Annotated in this window: 16 protein-coding genes; 10 read left to right on the top strand and 6 right to left on the bottom strand. The window is 73.4% G+C overall.

The window, feature by feature from the left end:
• Positions 1 to 200 precede the first annotated feature (200 nt).
• The 3 genes from phnF to NL142_RS01800 all read left to right on the top strand — a co-directional run bounded on the left by phnF (position 201) and on the right by NL142_RS01800 (position 5,089).
• Positions 201 to 938 carry a phosphonate metabolism transcriptional regulator PhnF gene (phnF, locus tag NL142_RS01790; protein WP_435080729.1) on the top strand — a complete coding sequence of 246 codons (738 nt, stop codon included), beginning with the start codon at positions 201 to 203 and terminating at the stop codon, positions 936 to 938.
• A gap of 39 nt (positions 939 to 977) precedes the next feature.
• Positions 978 to 2,252, top strand: a complete 1,275-nt coding sequence (locus NL142_RS01795; protein ID WP_435080730.1) for an MFS transporter — start codon at positions 978 to 980, stop codon at positions 2,250 to 2,252.
• Between the two features lie 104 nt (positions 2,253 to 2,356).
• Positions 2,357 to 5,089: a phosphoenolpyruvate carboxylase gene (locus tag NL142_RS01800; RefSeq protein ID WP_435080731.1), complete on the top strand. Its 2,733-nt coding sequence runs from the start codon at positions 2,357 to 2,359 to the stop codon at positions 5,087 to 5,089.
• Positions 5,090 to 5,290: 201 nt separating this feature from the next.
• On the opposite strand, the gene NL142_RS01805 is transcribed toward NL142_RS01800, so the two are convergent.
• Entirely contained in the window at positions 5,291 to 5,860 is a 570-nt protein-coding gene (locus NL142_RS01805; RefSeq protein ID WP_194683629.1) for a TetR/AcrR family transcriptional regulator, read from the bottom strand.
• Between the two features lie 118 nt (positions 5,861 to 5,978).
• On the opposite strand from NL142_RS01805, the gene NL142_RS01810 reads away from it, so the two are divergent.
• On the top strand, positions 5,979 to 6,644 hold the full coding sequence (locus tag NL142_RS01810; protein ID WP_435080732.1) for an SDR family NAD(P)-dependent oxidoreductase: 666 nt from the start codon (positions 5,979 to 5,981) through the stop codon (positions 6,642 to 6,644).
• Between the two features lie 72 nt (positions 6,645 to 6,716).
• Here NL142_RS01810 and NL142_RS01815 read toward each other — a convergent pair whose 3' ends face one another.
• Positions 6,717 to 7,343: a TetR/AcrR family transcriptional regulator gene (locus NL142_RS01815; protein WP_435080733.1), complete on the bottom strand. Its 627-nt coding sequence runs from the start codon at positions 7,341 to 7,343 to the stop codon at positions 6,717 to 6,719.
• Between the two features lie 78 nt (positions 7,344 to 7,421).
• On the opposite strand from NL142_RS01815, the gene NL142_RS01820 reads away from it, so the two are divergent.
• Together NL142_RS01820 and NL142_RS01825 are read left to right on the top strand one after the other, a co-directional pair.
• Positions 7,422 to 8,612: a hypothetical protein gene (locus tag NL142_RS01820; protein ID WP_194683627.1), complete on the top strand. Its 1,191-nt coding sequence runs from the start codon at positions 7,422 to 7,424 to the stop codon at positions 8,610 to 8,612.
• 105 nt (positions 8,613 to 8,717) lie between these two features.
• On the top strand, positions 8,718 to 9,767 hold the full coding sequence (locus NL142_RS01825) for an amidohydrolase family protein (RefSeq protein ID WP_081840929.1): 1,050 nt from the start codon (positions 8,718 to 8,720) through the stop codon (positions 9,765 to 9,767).
• Positions 9,768 to 10,002: 235 nt separating this feature from the next.
• Here NL142_RS01825 and NL142_RS01830 read toward each other — a convergent pair whose 3' ends face one another.
• The gene (locus NL142_RS01830; protein WP_435080734.1) at positions 10,003 to 10,227 is read right to left on the bottom strand and encodes a hypothetical protein; all 225 of its coding nucleotides are present in this window, start codon (positions 10,225 to 10,227) and stop codon (positions 10,003 to 10,005) included.
• 158 nt (positions 10,228 to 10,385) lie between these two features.
• On the opposite strand from NL142_RS01830, the gene NL142_RS01835 reads away from it, so the two are divergent.
• Positions 10,386 to 10,568: a hypothetical protein gene (locus NL142_RS01835; protein ID WP_194683624.1), complete on the top strand. Its 183-nt coding sequence runs from the start codon at positions 10,386 to 10,388 to the stop codon at positions 10,566 to 10,568.
• A gap of 79 nt (positions 10,569 to 10,647) precedes the next feature.
• Here NL142_RS01835 and NL142_RS01840 read toward each other — a convergent pair whose 3' ends face one another.
• Positions 10,648 to 11,742 (bottom strand): threonine aldolase family protein, encoded by a 1,095-nt coding sequence (locus NL142_RS01840; protein WP_435080735.1) that lies wholly within the window; start codon positions 11,740 to 11,742, stop codon positions 10,648 to 10,650.
• Positions 11,743 to 11,799: 57 nt separating this feature from the next.
• On the opposite strand from NL142_RS01840, the gene NL142_RS01845 reads away from it, so the two are divergent.
• Positions 11,800 to 13,128 (top strand): DUF2254 domain-containing protein, encoded by a 1,329-nt coding sequence (locus NL142_RS01845; RefSeq protein ID WP_435080736.1) that lies wholly within the window; start codon positions 11,800 to 11,802, stop codon positions 13,126 to 13,128.
• Positions 13,129 to 13,160: 32 nt separating this feature from the next.
• On the opposite strand, the gene NL142_RS01850 is transcribed toward NL142_RS01845, so the two are convergent.
• Both NL142_RS01850 and NL142_RS01855 read right to left on the bottom strand, forming a co-directional pair.
• Positions 13,161 to 13,817 (bottom strand): NUDIX domain-containing protein, encoded by a 657-nt coding sequence (locus NL142_RS01850; protein WP_435080737.1) that lies wholly within the window; start codon positions 13,815 to 13,817, stop codon positions 13,161 to 13,163.
• Between the two features lie 73 nt (positions 13,818 to 13,890).
• The gene (locus NL142_RS01855) at positions 13,891 to 15,159 is read right to left on the bottom strand and encodes an NAD(P)/FAD-dependent oxidoreductase (protein ID WP_435080738.1); all 1,269 of its coding nucleotides are present in this window, start codon (positions 15,157 to 15,159) and stop codon (positions 13,891 to 13,893) included.
• 324 nt (positions 15,160 to 15,483) lie between these two features.
• On the opposite strand from NL142_RS01855, the gene NL142_RS01860 reads away from it, so the two are divergent.
• Entirely contained in the window at positions 15,484 to 15,930 is a 447-nt protein-coding gene (locus NL142_RS01860) for an Asp23/Gls24 family envelope stress response protein (protein WP_194683620.1), read from the top strand.
• 227 nt (positions 15,931 to 16,157) lie between these two features.
• Positions 16,158 to 16,976, top strand: a complete 819-nt coding sequence (gene aqpZ / locus NL142_RS01865; RefSeq protein WP_435080739.1) for an aquaporin Z — start codon at positions 16,158 to 16,160, stop codon at positions 16,974 to 16,976.
• Position 16,977 lies beyond the last annotated feature (1 nt).

Consider the following 16,977-nt stretch of genomic DNA (forward strand, 5'->3'; position numbering starts at 1 on the left):
GATCCCTCCAAGTTGTCTGCTGATCTAGATAAGTCGAACCTAGCGGCCGACGGCTCGACGGAACCCGCCCGCGCGCGACGAGTCGAACGCGAGCAGGTGAACAGGTGGGGAACGCGGGCGGCGACCGAGCGGGCGGCGGCCGGCGGATCCGCGACCGCGACCGGATCCGGCGCGCGACCGCCCGGTAGGGTCGACGGGACATGGCGACGCAGAGCAGATCCACGAGCGGGTACTCCGCCTGGCGGCTCATCGCGGAGGAGCTGCGCGCCGAGATCCTGCAGGGCACCGTGCCGGCCGGGGCGAAGCTCTCGTCGGAGAGCGAGCTCGCCGAGCGCTTCGACGTCCACCGCCACACCGTGCGCCAGGCCGTCGCGGCGCTCGCGACGGACGGGCTCGTCGTCTCGCGGCGCGGCAGCGGCACGTTCGTGACCGCGCACGACGTCATCGTCCACCGCATCGGCCTGCGCACGCGGCTCAGCGACAGCCTCGCCGGGCGCGGATCCGCGTCCACGGGCGAGCTGCTCGAGTGGGCCGTCGAGGACCCGCCCGCCGACGTCGCCGAGCGCCTCGCCCTCGCCGGCCGCCCGGCCCTGCGCCTCGAGACGCTGCGGCTCGTCGACGGCCGGCCCGTGGTGCGCGGCACGTCGTGGCTCGTGGACGAGCTCGTGCCCGGCATCGTCGACCGCTACGGACCCGACGGGTCGATGACGAACGCCCTGCGCGCGGTCGGCGTCGACGACTACCTGCGCTCCGCCACCACCGTCACCGGCCGCCTCGCGACAGCCGCCGAGTCCGCGGAGCTGCAGCTGCCGTCGGGTGCGGTCGTGCTCGTGGTCCGCGCCCTCAACGCGCTGCCCGACGGCACGCCGCTCCTCATCAACGTCACGCGGTTCGCGGCCGACCGCGTCGAGCTCGACGTGGAGCACAGCAGGGCCTAGGCGGCGGGACGGGCGCCGCGCACCGCGTAATCTGAACGCATGCGCGGATTCCGACGTGGGGGATCCGCGAGCACCCCCGGGCCGGGCGACGGCTCGATGCCCGACGCCCGCGGCCCCGCCCGGGCACCGCGCGCGAAGCTGCCGCGCGACGTGCTCGTCCTCGGCGTCATCGCCTTCTTCGTGATGGTCGGCTTCGGCGTGGTCGTGCCCGTGCTGCCCGTCTACGCCGAGAGCTTCGGGGTCGGCAGCTTCGAGGTCGGCGCGGTGATCTCCGCCTTCGCGCTGATGCGCTTCGTGATGAGCCCGTTCGTCGCCCGCCTCATCGACTGGAGCGGGGAGCGCACGGTGCTCGCGGTCGGCATCGGGATCGTCGCCGTCTCCTCCGGCCTCGCGGGCCTGGCGCAGGACTACGTGCAGCTCCTCCTCCTCCGCGGCGCCGGCGGCATCGGGTCGGCGATGTTCTCGGTGGCGGCGATGACGCTGCTGCTCGGCTCCACGGATCCGACCCGCCGCGCCCGCGCGATCGGCTTCTACCAGGGCGGCTTCCTCATCGGCGGCATGGCCGGGCCCGCGCTCGGCGCCCTGCTCGCGCAGATCTCGCTCACCGCTCCCTTCTTCTTCTACGCGGCCACGCTCGCGGTCGCCAGCGTCATCGGGCTGCTGCTCCTCCGGCCGCGCACGCGCGACGTCGCCGCGACCGGTGCCGACGAGGTCGTGATCCCGTTCGGCCGCGTGCTGCGCGACCCCCGCTACCGGGCCGCGCTCCTCGCGAACCTCGGCAACGGGTGGGCGTCGATGGGCGTCCGCAGCGCGCTGATCCCGCTGCTCGTCGTGGCCGTGATCGGCGCGGATCCCTCGGCCACCGGCATCGCGTTCGCGTGCGCCGCCGTGGTGCAGGCTCTCGCGCTCGCGCCGGCCGCGCGCTTCGTGGACACGGTCGGTCGCCGGCCCGCGATCGTCGGCGCGTACGGGGTCGCCGGCTTGCTGATGATCGCGATCCCGTTCGCGCAGGACATGGTCGTGCTCACCGTGCTGCTCTGCGTCTACGGCGCGGCGGCCTCGTTCATGGGGACGGCCCCGGCGGCCGCGGTCGGCGACGCCGCGGGTGCCCGCAGCGGCCGGCCCGTCGCGGTGTTCTCGATGGTGTCGGACCTCGGCGCCATCGTCGGCCCGCTCGTCGCCGGCTTCCTCGCGGACGCGTTCTCGTACCCGGTCGCCTTCGCGACAGGCGCCGTGCTGCTGCTCGCCGCATCGGCGTACGCGCTGCTGCGGATGCCGCGGGACGAGCGCGTGGCAGCACCCGCCGCGAGCTGATCCGGTCGCCCGGCCCGCGCTCCACAGCCGGATCCGCGGCCGGGGCGTCCGTCCTCGGACGTCATGCGCAGGATCCGCCGCCCGGCTTCCGTATCCTCGACACCGTGACGACTCCCCCGAAGAAGCCGCTTCCCCTCGAGCACGACTCCACCCGCGACGGCACCCGCGACGCCGTCGAGCCGGCGCTCCGCTCCGACGTCAGCCATCTCGGCGGCCTCCTCGGCCAGGTGCTCCGCGAGTCCGGCGGCCAGGACCTTCTGGACGACGTCGAGCGCCTGCGCGAGCTCGTCATCGACGCGTACGAGAGCGCGCGCGACGCGTCCATCGACGACGCGGAGGAGCTCGTCGCCACGTTCACGCCCGAGCGCGCCGAGCAGGTCGCCCGCGCGTTCACCTGCTACTTCCACCTCGCGAACCTCGCCGAGGAGCACCACCGCGTGCGCGTCCTCCGCGAGCGCGAGGCGGCGTCCGGCTTCGTGCCCGACTCCATCCCGGACGCCGTCGGCAAGCTCACCGAGGAGCTCGGCCGCGAGGAGGCCATGCGCCGCCTCGGCGAGATGCGCTTCCACCCCGTGCTCACGGCGCACCCCACCGAGGCGCGTCGGCGGGCGGTGGCCACGGGGATCCGCCGCATCGGCGACCTGCTCACCGAGCGCGACGGCGCGATGGCCGGCACGCTCACGGGCCAGGACGTCGACCGGCGGCTGCTCGAGGAGATCGACGGCCTGTGGCGCACGTCGCCGCTGCGCACCACGCGGCCCACCCCGCTCGACGAGGTCCGCACGGCCATGGGCGTCTTCGACCAGACGCTGTTCGAGGTCGTGCCGCGCGTCTACCGCCTGCTCGACGACTGGCTGCTCGGCGAGGACGCGGGCGTGCGCGACGCCGTGGCGCCCGCGTTCTTCCGGCTCGGCAACTGGATCGCGGCGGATCGCGACGGCAACCCGTACGTCACCGCGGCGGTCACCGAGGAGGCCGCGGGCATCGCCAGCGAGCACATCCTGCTGGGTCTCGAGCGCGTCGCTCTCCGCGTCGGCCGCTCGCTCACCCTCGGCGATGCCGACACTCCGCCGAGCCCCGAGCTCCGCGAGCTGGCCGCCGCGCAGGACGCGCTCGCGCCGCACCTCACCGCGCGCATCGGCACGCGCGCGCCGGCCGAGCTGCACCGCCGCGTGCTCCTCGTGATCGCCGGCCGCCTCTCCGCCACGCGCGAGCGCCACGACGACCCCATCGCCTACCCGTCGGCCGCCGAGCTGCTCGCCGACCTGCGCGTGCTGCAGGCCTCGCTCCGGAGTGCCGGTGCCCACCGCATCGCAGGCGGCGAGCTGCAGGGCCTCGTCTGGCAGGCGGAGACCTTCGGCTTCCACCTCGCCGAGATGGAGGTGCGCCAGCACTCGCAGGTGCACCGCGAGGCGCTCCGGGAGGTGCTGGCCGTCGCCGCGGCCGATGCGTCGGGCGACGCGGCTCCCGAGCTCGCGCCCATGACGGTCGAGGTGCTCGACGTGTTCCGCACGCTCGCCCGCCTGCAGGAGCGTCACGGCGTCGCGCCGTTCTCCCGCTTCATCGTCTCGTTCACCCAGTCGGCCGACGACATCCGCACCGTGCACGAGCTGGCCGCGCTCGCGCTCGGCTCCGCGGAGGAGGCGCCCGTCCTCGACGTGATCCCGCTGTTCGAGACGTTCGCGGACCTCGACGCGAGCACCGAGATCCTCGACGGCATGATCCGGCTGCCCCAGGTCGCGGCGCGCCTCGCCCACACGGGCCGGAAGCTCGAGGTCATGCTCGGCTACTCCGACTCGTCGAAGGACGTCGGCCCCGTCTCGGCGACGTTCGCGCTCTTCGACGCGCAGGCCCGCATCGCTGCGTGGGCCCGCGAGAACGACATCGAGCTCACTCTCTTCCACGGCCGCGGCGGCGCGCTCGGCCGAGGCGGCGGGCCTGCCGACCGCGCCGTGCGGGCCCAGCCGCCGGGATCCGTCGACGGCCGCTTCAAGCTCACCGAGCAGGGCGAGGTGATCTTCGCCCACTACGGCGACAAGCGCATCGCCGCCCGCCACATCGAGCAGATGGCCGCCGCGACCTTGCTGGCCTCCGCGCCCTCGAACGAGGAGCGCAACGCGGTGGCCGCGCAGGGATCCGCCGAGATGGTCCGCACGATGGACGAGGCCTCGCGCGCCCGCTTCTTCGAGCTCGTGAAGGCGCCCGGCTTCGCGCCGTGGTTCGCGCAGGTCACGCCCATGGAGGAGATCGGGCTGCTGGCGCTCGGATCCCGTCCCGCCCGCCGCGGCCTCTCCGTCGAGTCGCTCGAGGACCTGCGGGCGATCCCGTGGGTGTTCGCGTGGACGCAGGCCCGCATCAACCTCACGGGCTGGTTCGGCCTCGGTTCCGCGCTGGCCGCCGTCGGCGACGAGGCGGTGCTCCGCAAGGCCTACGACGAGTGGCCGCTGTTCACGTCGATGATCGACAACGTCGAGATGTCTCTCGCCAAGACCGACGGCCGCCTCGCGGAGCGCTACCTCGCCCTCGGCGACAGGCCGGATCTCGCGGCGCTCGTCACCGAGGAGATGGAGCTCACGCGCGAGTGGGTGCGGAAGGCGACCGGCCGCGACGAGATCCTCGAGGGCCGGCCGGTGCTGCGCCGCGCGGTGCGCCTCCGCAGCCCGTACGTCGACGCGCTGTCGCTCCTGCAGCTGCGGGCCCTCCGGGCGCTGCGCACGTCGGCGTCCGACGCGGCGGGCCAGGGCGCTCCCGGCCAGGCCGACCCGACGGATCCGGACCACCGGCTCCTGCTCCTCACGGTCAACGGCATCGCGGCAGGGCTGCAGAACACGGGCTGATCGCTGCCCGTGCGACGAACGGCGGCGGCCGGCGCCCGAGGGGGCCGGCCGCCGCCGTTCCGCGCGAGGGGATGACGAGCTCAGAGGGGCGGTGCAGGCCAGAAATCGGTGGGAGCCGAGGAGCGCAACGCCGCAGCGGGCGGTGAGCTCGTCGCTGTGGTCCTCTCCGGGTCGACGGGCGGGTGCTCGCGGAGGCCGGCGTCAGCCCCCGGCGGTCCAGGCCGCGGCGATGCTGCGGTCGACGACCCGACGCCATCCGTCCGGCGCGGTGGGGTCGTGGCTGGCCATCCCGGCCATCCACAGCACGCTCATGAGGTCATCCGGTGTGAAGTCCGGCGAGAGCACGCCGGCGTCGTGGGCGTTGTCGATGAGCTCCGCCCCGAGCGCCATGGATCGTTCGCACGCGTTGATGAGGAGCACCGCGTCGGGATAGCGGCGGAGCATCGCGTCGTTCATGGCGGGATCGCTGCGCTGCAGATCGATCATCTCGGCGATGAAGGTCTCCAGCTGCGCGCGCGGGGAGCCCTCGGCCAAGGTCCGGTCCCGGAGCGTCGCGAGCTTCGCGCCGGCGATGTCCGGCACGACGGCGTCGATGAGCTGGTCCCGTGAGCCGATGCGGTTGTAGAGCGTCCCGATGCTCACGCCGGCTTCTCGGGCGATGTCCTCCAGCGGAGCGGACAGCCCTCGTGCGGTGAACACCGCCACGGCGGCAGCGCGCAGCTTCTCGACGTTCGCCTGAGCGTCTCGGCGCAGGCCGGGTGCAGGACTCATGGGGGCTCCACTTGATCTTGAGGGCATCCTCAACATAGGCTCGGGCGCACTTGAGGACCTACTCAACTTATCGCATCAGGACACGTGGCTCGGCAGCGCGCCACGGGAAGGACGCATCATGCCCCTCATCACCATCATCGGAGCGGGGCCGGGACTCGGCCTCGAGATCGCGCGGGCCTTCGGGCGGAAGGGCTTCGACGTCGCCCTCGTGGCGCGTGACCGGTCGAAGCTGGACGGCTTGGAGCGCACGCTCGGCGCAGATGGCATCACCGCTCGGGGCTTCACGGCCGACGTCACCCGGCCCGACACGATCAGGGACGCGCTCCGCTCGATCCGCGACGAGCTCGGTCCGATCGACGTGCTCGAGTTCTCCCCGGCGGATCGCGCTCTGGAGTCGGTCGACGCGCTGGATGTGACGATGGAGAACCTGCAGCCGCAGATCGACTTCTACCTGGGCGGTGCCGTGGCGGCGATCGGCGCCGTGCTGCCGGACATGATCGCCGCGGGTTCCGGGACGGTCATCGTGACCACGGGCGGTGGCTCGCTCGCGCCCACGCCGGCCCGCGGCAACATCAACATCGCCGCGGCGGGACTGCGGAACTGGACGCTGAACCTCCATGCCGCCCTCGCGGAGCGCGGGGTCTACGTGGCGTTCGTCGCCATCACCGCGCTGATCGGCAGCGGCCGCCCGGATGCCGAGCCCGACGTCATCGCGCAGGCGTACGTCAGGCTCCACGACGAGCGACGGGACGCCGAGCTGCACTACGTCGCCTACGACGCCTGACGCTCCTCCCGCCCGGGCTCCGCGGCTCGGGCGGGTCGGCGTGCGGCTCCCGGGCCCTGGTGACCGCGCCGTCTAGTCGGACGAGGCCGCGGTCGCGGTGGTGGTCGCGGCGGCGAACGCGCGGAGCGTCGCGACCTGCTGGGCTGTGCTCGGCGGCGCGTCGGCCATCTGCCAGGTCGACACGAGCGCGACCATCCCGCCGATCGCGAAGGTCCGTGCGTCGTCGCTGAGGGCGATCCCCGGTCGGGCGTCGTCGTGATGCGACTCCATCAACCAGGTGCTCACCACCGCCGCGATGACCTCGGCGACCCGCTCCCCGCGCGGGATGGCCCGGAGCTTGTCGAAGAACTCGCGATCCGCTCGCCCGGCGGCCAGCAGCGGTTCGACCCCGTGCTCCCGGACGGCGTCGGTGAGCGCCTGTGCGAGGTTCGCCGCGCCGTCGGCGGCGGGTGGGCAGTCCTGGAGGAGCCGGCTGATCCAGGCATCCGTCGCGAGGTCGCCGACGTTGTCGTAGTGGTTGTGCAGTGCCTGCCTGCTGAAGCCCGCCCGCTGCGCCACCGCGCTCATCGAGATCGCCTCGCCCTTCGGCGCCTCGGACACCAGCGCTGTGAGCGCCTGGATCAGGGCGGAGCGGGTGCGGACGACCCGCGGGTCGACACGGGACGCGCCGTCCGGTACCGCGCCACTCCGATCCGTCATGCATCCATCTTGCCAGAGGCCGAGGCCTTGTGTACAGTCGTCATCTATTGGACAACTGTAAAGGACATGATGACCCACGTGACCGAGACGGCACATCACCGCGGAGACTCCCCGCAGCACCCCGACTTCGAGGCGGCGGTCGCGGGGGGCGCGCTCACGTCGGAGGGGCCGGGCTCCATCCATCGCTACCGGAACCTGATCCTCGGCGGGGTCGCGATCCTGCTCCTCGCCATGGCGATGCTGGTCAGCTACTCGACCGCGTTCGGCGACCCGACGCCGAACCACATCCACCTCGCGGTGACCGGCGACGCCGACACGATCGTCGCGCTCGAACAGCAGGGGTCGCTGGAGCTCACCGTGGTGTCGTCCGCCGAGGAGGCCCGGGCCGCCGTGCTCGACCGTGACGTGGACGGCGCTGTCGTCCTGCCCGCACCGGGTACCGGCGGCACGGTCTCCACCTACACCGCCAGCGGCGGAGGCCGCGCCGTCGCCCAGGCGGTCTCCGGCATCGGCGCCTCGATCGCGGCGAAGGCGCAGTCCACGAACCAGACCACCGACCTCGCCCCTCTGCCGGAGGAGGACCCGGTCGGATCGATCGAGTTCTACGCGATCCTCTTCGCGGGGTTGGGCGCGGCTCTCGGCGCGACGGTGTTCGGGCGCATCCTCGGCACGGTCGACACGGCGCCGAAGTTCGTCGAGCGCAGTGTCGTCCTCGTCATCTACTCCGGCCTGCTCGCCGGCCTGATCACGCTCTGGATCGACTCCGCGCTGGATGCCGTGACCGTCGGCCCATGGGGCGTGTTCGGGGTCCTCTGGCTGACGGGAGTCGCGATCGGAGGAGCGGTGACGGGAGTCGCGGCCCTCGGCGGCACCATCGCCGCGCTGGCCATGACGCTGGCCCTGGTGATCTTGGGCAACACGTCCTCCGGTGGGCCGCTCGGGATCCACGTCCTCAACGACTTCTTCCAGACCCTCTACTACGTCTTCCCCCAGGGGGACGCGCTCGACCTCCTGCGGTCGGTCCAGTACTTCGACGGCGCGGCCGTGACCGCTCCGATCATCCGGCTGGGGATCTGGGCGGTCGCGGGCATCTTGCTGACCCTGACGGCCATGCTCATCCGCACCCGTCGGGAAGCCGCGGCCCGCGCGATGGAGGCGCGGCGTCCCGAGCCGGGGACCCGCGCGGCGGCCGCGCCCTCGCCCGCCCACGCCCCGCACGCCGCCGTCACCACCAGCTCGGAATACCTTCCGCTCACGCCGTCACCCTGACCGCGACGCGATCAGCAGCACGGTTCCACCTGACCGGCGGCCATCACGACGATGACCCGCACCACACGCACGTGACATCCACCAACGCAATCGGAGGTTCTTGACATGCCAGGAAAGATCGACGTCCACCAGCACCTGCTCCCGCCCCTCTACTTCGAGGCGCTGAAGGCGGCAGGAGAACGGGCCATGGGGAGCGGGGCCGGGTCGGCCGGGGGCGCCCCAGCCGTGTCGGGCGGGTCCGCGCAGTGGAATCCGTGGGCGCCGAACGGCGACACGGGACCGCGACAGGGTCCGCGCACGATCGGCGGCTGGCAGATGCCGGAATGGGACCCCGACGCGGCCATCGCGATGATGGACGAGGCCGGAATCCAGACCGGGATCCTGTCGATGAGCGCACCCGGTGTCCACTTCGGTGACGATGCGGCCGCCCGCGCGCTCGCGCGCGAGCTGAACGACTACCAGGCTGAGCTGGTCCGATCACGGCCGGACCGGTTCGGGCACTTCGCCGTGCTGCCGCTGCCGGACTTCGACGGCGCGGTCGCCGAGGCCGTCCGGGCGCTCGACGAGCTCCACGCCGACGGTGTGCTCCTGCTGTCGAACGCGAACGGGCGCTACCTCGGCGATCCCGCCTACGAGCCGCTGTGGGTGGAGCTCGCGGCGCGCTCGGCCGTGGTCTTCGTGCACCCCACGTCGCCGCCGATCGCCCAGCTGCCGGGGATGCCGACGGCGCTGCTGGACTTCCCGTTCGACACCACGCGCACCGCCGTGGACCTCGTCGCCCACGGCGTGTTCGACCGGCACCCGGACCTGCGCGTGATCCTCTCGCACGCGGGCGGGTTCCTGCCCTACGCCGCCAGCCGCTTCAGCGCCGCCGCGATGTTCAACCCCGGCACCACGCCGGAGAGCATCCAGGCGGGACTGCGCAAGTTCTACTTCGACACCGCGTTGTCCGCGTCGCCCACGTCCCTGCCGTCGCTCCTCGCGTTCGCGGAGCCGGGTCACATCCTCTACGGGAGCGACTTCCCGTACGCCGACCCGGAATGGAGCGCGCGCTTCGACCACGAGCTGGACATCTATGACGGCCCCGGGGCGGAGCGGCTCGGCGAGGTCGACCGCTCCGCCGCCGAAGCGCTGTTCCCGCGCCTCGCGGGATAGCGCAGCGGCCGCTCCGGATCGCAGGCGCAGCGATGGTCGTGCGATAGGTGGCACGGGTCCATGTGACGGTCGGATGAGCTCCTGACGCGCCTCAGTCGGACTGGATGCGTCGCAGGATCCATCGCGCGAGACGTGACGCGGGTCCGACCCGCGCTGCTCTCCGGGAGCGGCGCATTCGTCGCCGACGCGCTACGGCGCCGCCTCCACGTGGGTGAAGACGGCGCCGTGGGGGTGCCTAGTCGTCGGATCCGCAGTGGACGCGCGGGGGCCACTCGAAGGTCGGGGTCCCGGAGTAGCACGGGTCGGGACGGACCTGAGGGTGGTGGTGCCGGACGCCGTCGGTCTCGAGCCCGCGGGTCGAGGCCTGCGCCGACATGGGCGTGAGGACCATGGCCGCGCTCATGGCGCCGAGGAGGAGGAGGGCTCGTGTCGCCGTGACGCGGGATGTGCGGTTCATCATGTGTGTCCCGTTCTGTTCTGTGCGCTGCATGCTCTGAGGGGAGTCGCGCGTTCCTCGCCGAGAGCGCCGGAGCCGGCGCCGCACACGGTAGGACCCGGGGCAGAGGACACGAGTGGGCTGTCCACATCACGGGTAGTCGGCTGGGCGTTGGACTCGACGTGCAGACCGTCTCGAGTCGACGCCCGCTGGCTGCTGGCTGCTGGCTGCGGGCGTGGCGCACGCCGGCTTCCGACGCGGCAGGCCAGGCCGCGCCCGGCCAGGCCGACCCGACGGATCCTGACCACCGGCTCCTGCTCCTCACGGTCGACGGCATCGCGGCGGGGCTGCAGAACACGAGGTGATCCGCGCTCGTACGAACGCGGCGGCGGCCAGTCCCTCGCGGGGCCGGCCGCCGTCGTGCGTCGGGGAACGGGGGGCGCCCTACGCCGCCCCGACCTCCCGGCGGATCGCCGCGGCGAAGCGGTCGATGTCGTCCTCGGTGGTGTCGAAGGAGCACATCCAGCGCACCTCGCGGCGGGCCGGGTCCCAGTCGTAGAAGCGGAACTCGGAGCGGAGGCGGTCCGCGACGCCCTCGGGGAGGATCGCGAACAGGCCGTTCGCCTGCGTCTCCTGCGTGAACTCGACGCCGTCCACGCCGTCGAGCGCGGAGCGGAGGCGCGCCGCCATGCCGTTCGCGTGGCGGGCGGAGCGGAGGTAGAGCGGCACGCCGTCGACCTCGGATCCGAGGAGCGCCAGCAGCTGCGCGCTCACGAACCGCATCTTCGACGCGAGCTGCATGTTGAGCTTGCGGAGGTAGGTGAGGCCCTCGGACGCCTCGGGGTCGAGCACCACGATCGCCTCGCCGTAGAGCAGGCCGTTCTTCGTGCCGCCGAAGCTGACGACGTCGACGCCCGCATCCGAGGTGAAGGCGCGGAAAGGCGCGTCCAGCGTGGCGGCCGCGTTGGAGAGACGCGCGCCGTCCATGTGCAGGCGCATGCCGCGCTCGTGCGCGTGGTCGGCGATCGCCCGCACCTCGGCCGGCGTGTAGACGGTGCCGAGCTCGGTGGTCTGCGTGATGCTCACGGCCAGCGGCTGCGCGCGGTGCTCGTCGCCCCAGCCCCACGCCTCGCGGTCGATGAGCTCGGGCGTGAGCTTGCCGTCCTCGGTGGGCACCTGCAGCAGCTTGATGCCGGCGACGCGCTCGGGGGCGCCGCCCTCGTCGGTGTTGATGTGCGCGGTGGTGGCGCAGATCACGGCGCCCCAGCGCGGCAGCATCGAGAGGAGGCCCGTGACGTTCGCGCCCGTGCCGTTGAAGACGGGGAACGCCTCGGCGCCGCGGCCGAAGTGCTCGCCGACGACCTCCTGCAGGCGGGCCGTGTAGGCGTCGCCGCCGTACGCGACCTGGTGCCCGCCGTTCGCGGCGGCGATGGCCTCGAGCACCTCGGGGTGGATCCCGGAGTAGTTGTCGGAGGCGAACCCGCGGGCGGCGGTGTCGTGGAGGCGGAGAGGGGAGACGGGGGAGGTGGCGTCGGTCACCTGTCCATCCTCGCCTACGGGCCGTCCCGCCCGTGCGCGTCCGCCTAGCCTTCGACCATGCGATCCCGGCTCCTCCACGCCCGCGAGTCCTTCTGGCTCCTGCCCGCGCTGCTCGGCCTCGGCGCCGTGCTCCTCGCGCTCGGTCTCGTGGAGGTCGACCGCCTGCTCGTCGCCCACGGGATCGACGACATCCCGCTCGTGGAGGACCTCTCGGCGACCGGCGGCCGGGCGATCCTGTCGGCCATCGGCGGCACGATGCTCGGCGTCGCGGCGACCTCGTTCTCGATCACGATCTCGGTGCTCGCGACCACGTCCTCGGCGTACGGCCCGCGCCTGGTGCGCAACTTCATGGCCGACCGCGGCAACCAGGTCGTGCTGGCGGTGCTCACCTCCACGTTCCTGTACGCGCTCATCGTGCTGCGCTCCATCCACACCGAGGAGGACGGCGCGGTCGGCTTCGTGCCGGTGCTCGCCGTGAGCGCCGCCGTGCTGCTCGCCGTGGCGGACGTCGCGGTGCTCGTCTACTTCATCCACCACATCGCGATGTCGGTGCAGGTGACGACGCTGCAGACGCGCGTGCTCGCCGACCTCGAGCGCGTGATCGACGAGACGCGGCCGGCCCGGGGCGACGGAGCGGATGCCGCCCCGACGGACGGGACGCGTGAGGCGGCGCCCGATGGCCCGGTGAGGGTCGTCCGCGCGACGTCCTCCGGATACGTCGCCGGCGTCGACCTCGCGGCGCTCGTGGCGGACGCTGCCCGGCACGGCGCGCGGCACCGGGTGGTCGCGCCGCCGGGGACGCACGTCGTGGACGGGGACCCGCTCGTCGAGGTCGTCGGCGGCGACGACCGCGACGGGACTGGCGACGCGCTCGACGCCGTGGCCCGGACGGCGTTCGACCTGCAGCCGGCGCGCACCCCGCACCAGGACATCGACTACGCCGTGCAGCAGATGGTGGAGATCGGCGTGCGCGGCCTCGCCTCCGGCACGAACGACCCGTACACGGCGGTCGGCGCGCTCGACGCCCTGTCCGGCGCGCTCCGCACGCTGTGCCTGCGGCCGACGCCCGAGGTCGACGTGCGGCGCGACGCGGACGGGGCGCCGCGCGTGGAGATCCGCTGGCCGAGGCCCGCCGAGCTCGTGTCGGAGGCGTTCCTCGCGATCCGCGCCTACGGCGTGGGGCAGGTGCTCGTGATGCGCGCGACGCTGCGGCTGGCCGATCGCCTGGCCGCGGTCGCCGACGACGAGGTGCGCGCGACCCTGCAGCGCGAGGTGCGGGCGCTCGCGGATTCCTACGAGCGGACGGACCCGGAGCCGGTGGATGCGGATCCGCTGCGGGGGCGGCTCGCCGAGCTCGAGGCGCGCCTGGCGGTCGCGCGCGGCTGACCAGCGCCGGAGCGCCGTGCTGCATCCGTCCGCTACGCCGGGAACCCGTGCAGCGCCACGTGCTGGAGCAGGATCACCGTCTTGCCGTCGGCGATGCGGCCGTCGGCGACCATCGCGAGCGCCTCGTCGAGCGTGACCTCGATCCGCTCGATGTCCTCGCCCTCCTCGGCCACGCCGCCGCCCGCGCCCACGACGTCAGCCGGCGTGTACGACGCGAGGTAGTGGTGCACGCGCTCGGTCACGGATCCGGGGCTCATGAAGAGGTCGAACAGGTGCGTGAGCGCGACGATCTCGACGCCGAGCTCCTCGCGGGCCTCGCGGCGGATCGCGTCATCCGGCGAGTCCTCGTCGAGGAGCCCGGCCGCGGCCTCGACGAGCACGCCGTCGGGGTGGCCGTTGACGTAGGCGGGGTAGCGGAACTGGCGGGTGAGGAGGATCCGGTGCGTGTCGGCCGCGTAGAGGAGCACGGTCGCGCCATCGCCCCGGTCGTACGTCTCGCGCTGCTGCTCCTGCCAGGATCCGTCGCGCAGCCGGAGATCGAGCGTCGTCCGGCGGAGCACGTGCCATCCGTCGGAGGTGACCTCGACGCGCTTCACGACCACGTCGGGGTTGCGGTCGAGGTCCGTCCCGCGGAGGTGGAGGCCGGTGCGGCCCCGGGAGTCGGGGGCGGTCTCACCGGGGCGCGTCATGGTGCCATCCTCGCGGGGCGCGAGGCGGCGGCGCGTCCGCCCGACGGCGGATCCGCGCGGCGGACGGGATGGATCAGGCGCGGCCCTGCAGGATCAGGTTCCAGTACACCCACGGGAGCACGTAGCGGTCGGCGAGGAACGTGATGCGGCGCTCCTTGGCGAGGCCCTTCCATCCCGGGATCGTGGGCTTCGGGCGGTAGCGGTCGTCGAACTCGGCGAACACCACGGTCGAGCGGGAGACGACGAACGGGCACACCGAGTAGCCGTCGTACGTCTGCGGCAGCGGCTTCCCCTTCCGGGCGGCGACGAGGTTCTTGGCGACCGCGGTGGTCTGGTTGCGGAGCGCGCCGCCGGACTTCGAGTTGGTGGTCGCGGCCGCGTCGCCGAGCGCCCACACGTCGGGGAAGCGCGGGTGGCGGAGGGTCAGCGGATCCACCTCGACGAAGCCGCCCGCGTCGCCGGGGGCGGCGAGGCCGGTGTCCGCGAGCCAGTCGGGCGCGGACTGCGGCGGGACCGCGTGCAGCACGTCGTAGGGGAGCGTCTCGCGATCCGCGTCGTCGAGGCCCTGCTGCGCCGCGTGGTCGGGCCCGAGGAGCGCGCGGGAGCGGTCGATGCCGGCGATCTCGACGGTGCGGGCGACGGGATCCACCGCAACGAGCTCGCGCCCGTACCGCACCTCGATGCCGTACTCGGCGACCTTGCGCTCGAGCTCCGCGTCGATGAGCGGCATGCCGAACATCGTGGGCGTCGGGACGACGAGCACCACGCGGATGTCGTCGAGCACGCCGATGGCCCGCCAGTGGTCGCACGCGAGGTACATGGGCTTCTGCGCCGCCCCCGAGCACGTGCCGGGGCCGTCGGGCTGCGTGAAGACGACCGTGCCGGAGCGCACGTCGCGCAGCACCTGCGAGGCCTTGCGTGCGTAGTGGTGCTCGTAGTTGGAGATGCCGACGGGCGAGTCCATCGCCTCGGCGAGGCCGGGCACGCGGTCCCAGTCCTTCTGGATGCCGGGGCACACGATGAGGTCGCCGTAGGAGACGCGCGTGCCGGATTCGAGCGCGACGGTCTTCGCGACCGGGTCGATGCCGGCGGCGCGGTCCCGGATCCACGTGACGCCCCTCGGCGTGACGGATCCCTGCGGCCGGGTGGCCCGCGACGCCCGCGCGGTGCCGCCCGCCACGTGCGAGAACATCGGCTGGTAGTAGTGCGTGTCGCGCGGCTCGATGACCGCGACGTCGTCGACGCCGTACCGCCGGAGCCGGCCCGCGACCGAGAGGCCGGCGTTCCCCCCGCCGATGACGAGGACGTCGTGGTGCGGGGTCGTGCCGGGGGCATCGGTCATGGGCTCAACCTAGGCCGGGTGCGCGGCATGCGTCCGGCTGCCCGGTGACGCGCGCCGCGGGAACCGCGCCCTGGCCGGGCTCGTGCCCTGGCCGGTCTCGCGCCCTGGCCGGGCTCGCCCCTGGCCGGGCTCGTGCCCTGGCCGGTAAGCGCACGCCGGACGCCGCCAGGTGGCCGCCCAGCGAAGCCGGGCCGCTCCCGCCTGAAGGAACGCTGGACGTCCGGGACGAGCGGGGCGCCTCCGCCGTCTCCTTGACGTGCCGGGCATCCAGCCGGCACCGCGCTCCCGCACCGGGAGCGCGCCGATGAGCATCAGGAGCAGCACATGACCGACGTCACCCCCGCCACCGCATCCAGCCGCGCCGCCGCGAAGCACACGCCCGCCGACTCCGCCTCCGGCAAGAACACGATCGCCGACGGCGTCGTCGAGAAGGTCGCCGGCATCGCGGCCCGCCAGGTCCCCGGCGTGCACGACCTCGGCAACGGCGCGGCCCGTGCCGTCGGCGCGATCCGCAACGTCATCGGCCAGCAGGACCGCGGCCAGGGCATCTCCGTCGAGGTCGGCGAGAAGCAGGTCGCCGCGGACATCGTCGTCGTCGCCGAGTACCCCGTCGCGCTGCAGGACCTCGCCGACCGGATCCGCGAGTCCGTCACCGACGCCATCTCGCAGGTCGTCGGCATGGACGTCACCGAGGTGAACGTCACCGTCTCCGACGTGCACATCCCGTCGGACGACAAGGACGACGACGACTCCAAGAGCCGCGTCCAGTAGCACCGCCCGCTGACGGGACCGGGCTCGCCCGGTCCCGTCGCCGCGTGCGGGCCGCACCCGAGGCGGCCCGCCCCACCCGCACCGCACGCAGAACGCAGCACGAGGCGCCCAGCACCGAGCACGCAGCACCCTCCGGAGCATCCCCCCCCGCACCGACGGGAGCGCCATCCGACGCTCCCACCGCGCATCCACGCACGATCCACGCTCCAGACAGAGGACACGAACCGATGAGCAAGTCCACCGCCACGACGAAGGCACCCCGCGACACCCCGGCCCAGGGCCGCGGCCAGAAGGCCGCATCCGCCGGCGACCGCCCGTCCACCGCCGCCCGCTGGGGCGCCGAGGCGTTCGGCACGTTCCTCCTCGTGTTCGGCGGCGTCGGCACCGCGCTCTACGCGTCCGCGTTCCCGGACGACGGCAACGCCACGGGCGTCGGGTTCCTCGGCGTCGCGCTCGCGTTCGGCCTCACGGTCATGGCGGGCGTCGCCGCGGTCGGCGGCATCTCCGGCGGCCACTTCAACCCCGCCGTCAGCGTCGGACTCGCGTTCGCGGGCCGCATCGGCTGGCGCGAGGTGCCCGGCTACGTGGTCGCGCAGCTCGTCGGCGGGATCCTCGGATCCAGCGCCCTCGCGCTCATCGCCGCCAACGGTCCCGCCGGCTACCTCGCGTCGAAGCAGGACGCGGGCTTCGCGTCCAACGGCTTCGGCGACGCATCGCCCGGCGGCTTCGGCCTCGGGGCCGTGCTGCTCGTCGAGGTGATCCTCACCGCCGTCTTCGTGACCGTGATCCTCGCCGTCACCGGCCAGAAGGCCTACGCGGCCGTCGCGCCCATCGTCATCGGGCTCACGCTCACCCTGATCCACCTCATCAGCATCCCGGTCAGCAACACGTCCGTGAACCCGGCCCGCTCCATCGCGGCCGCGATCTACGGCGGGCCCGTCGCGCTCGGCCAGGTGTGGGCGTTCATCGTCGCGCCGCTGGTCGGCGCCGCGATCGCCGGGCTCGCGCACCGCGCGCTGACCCGCGCCGCCGACATCCCGGCCTGAT

This window comes from Clavibacter quasicaliforniensis (assembly GCF_051201715.1).
Classification (GTDB): Bacteria; Actinomycetota; Actinomycetes; order Actinomycetales; family Microbacteriaceae; genus Clavibacter; species Clavibacter seminis.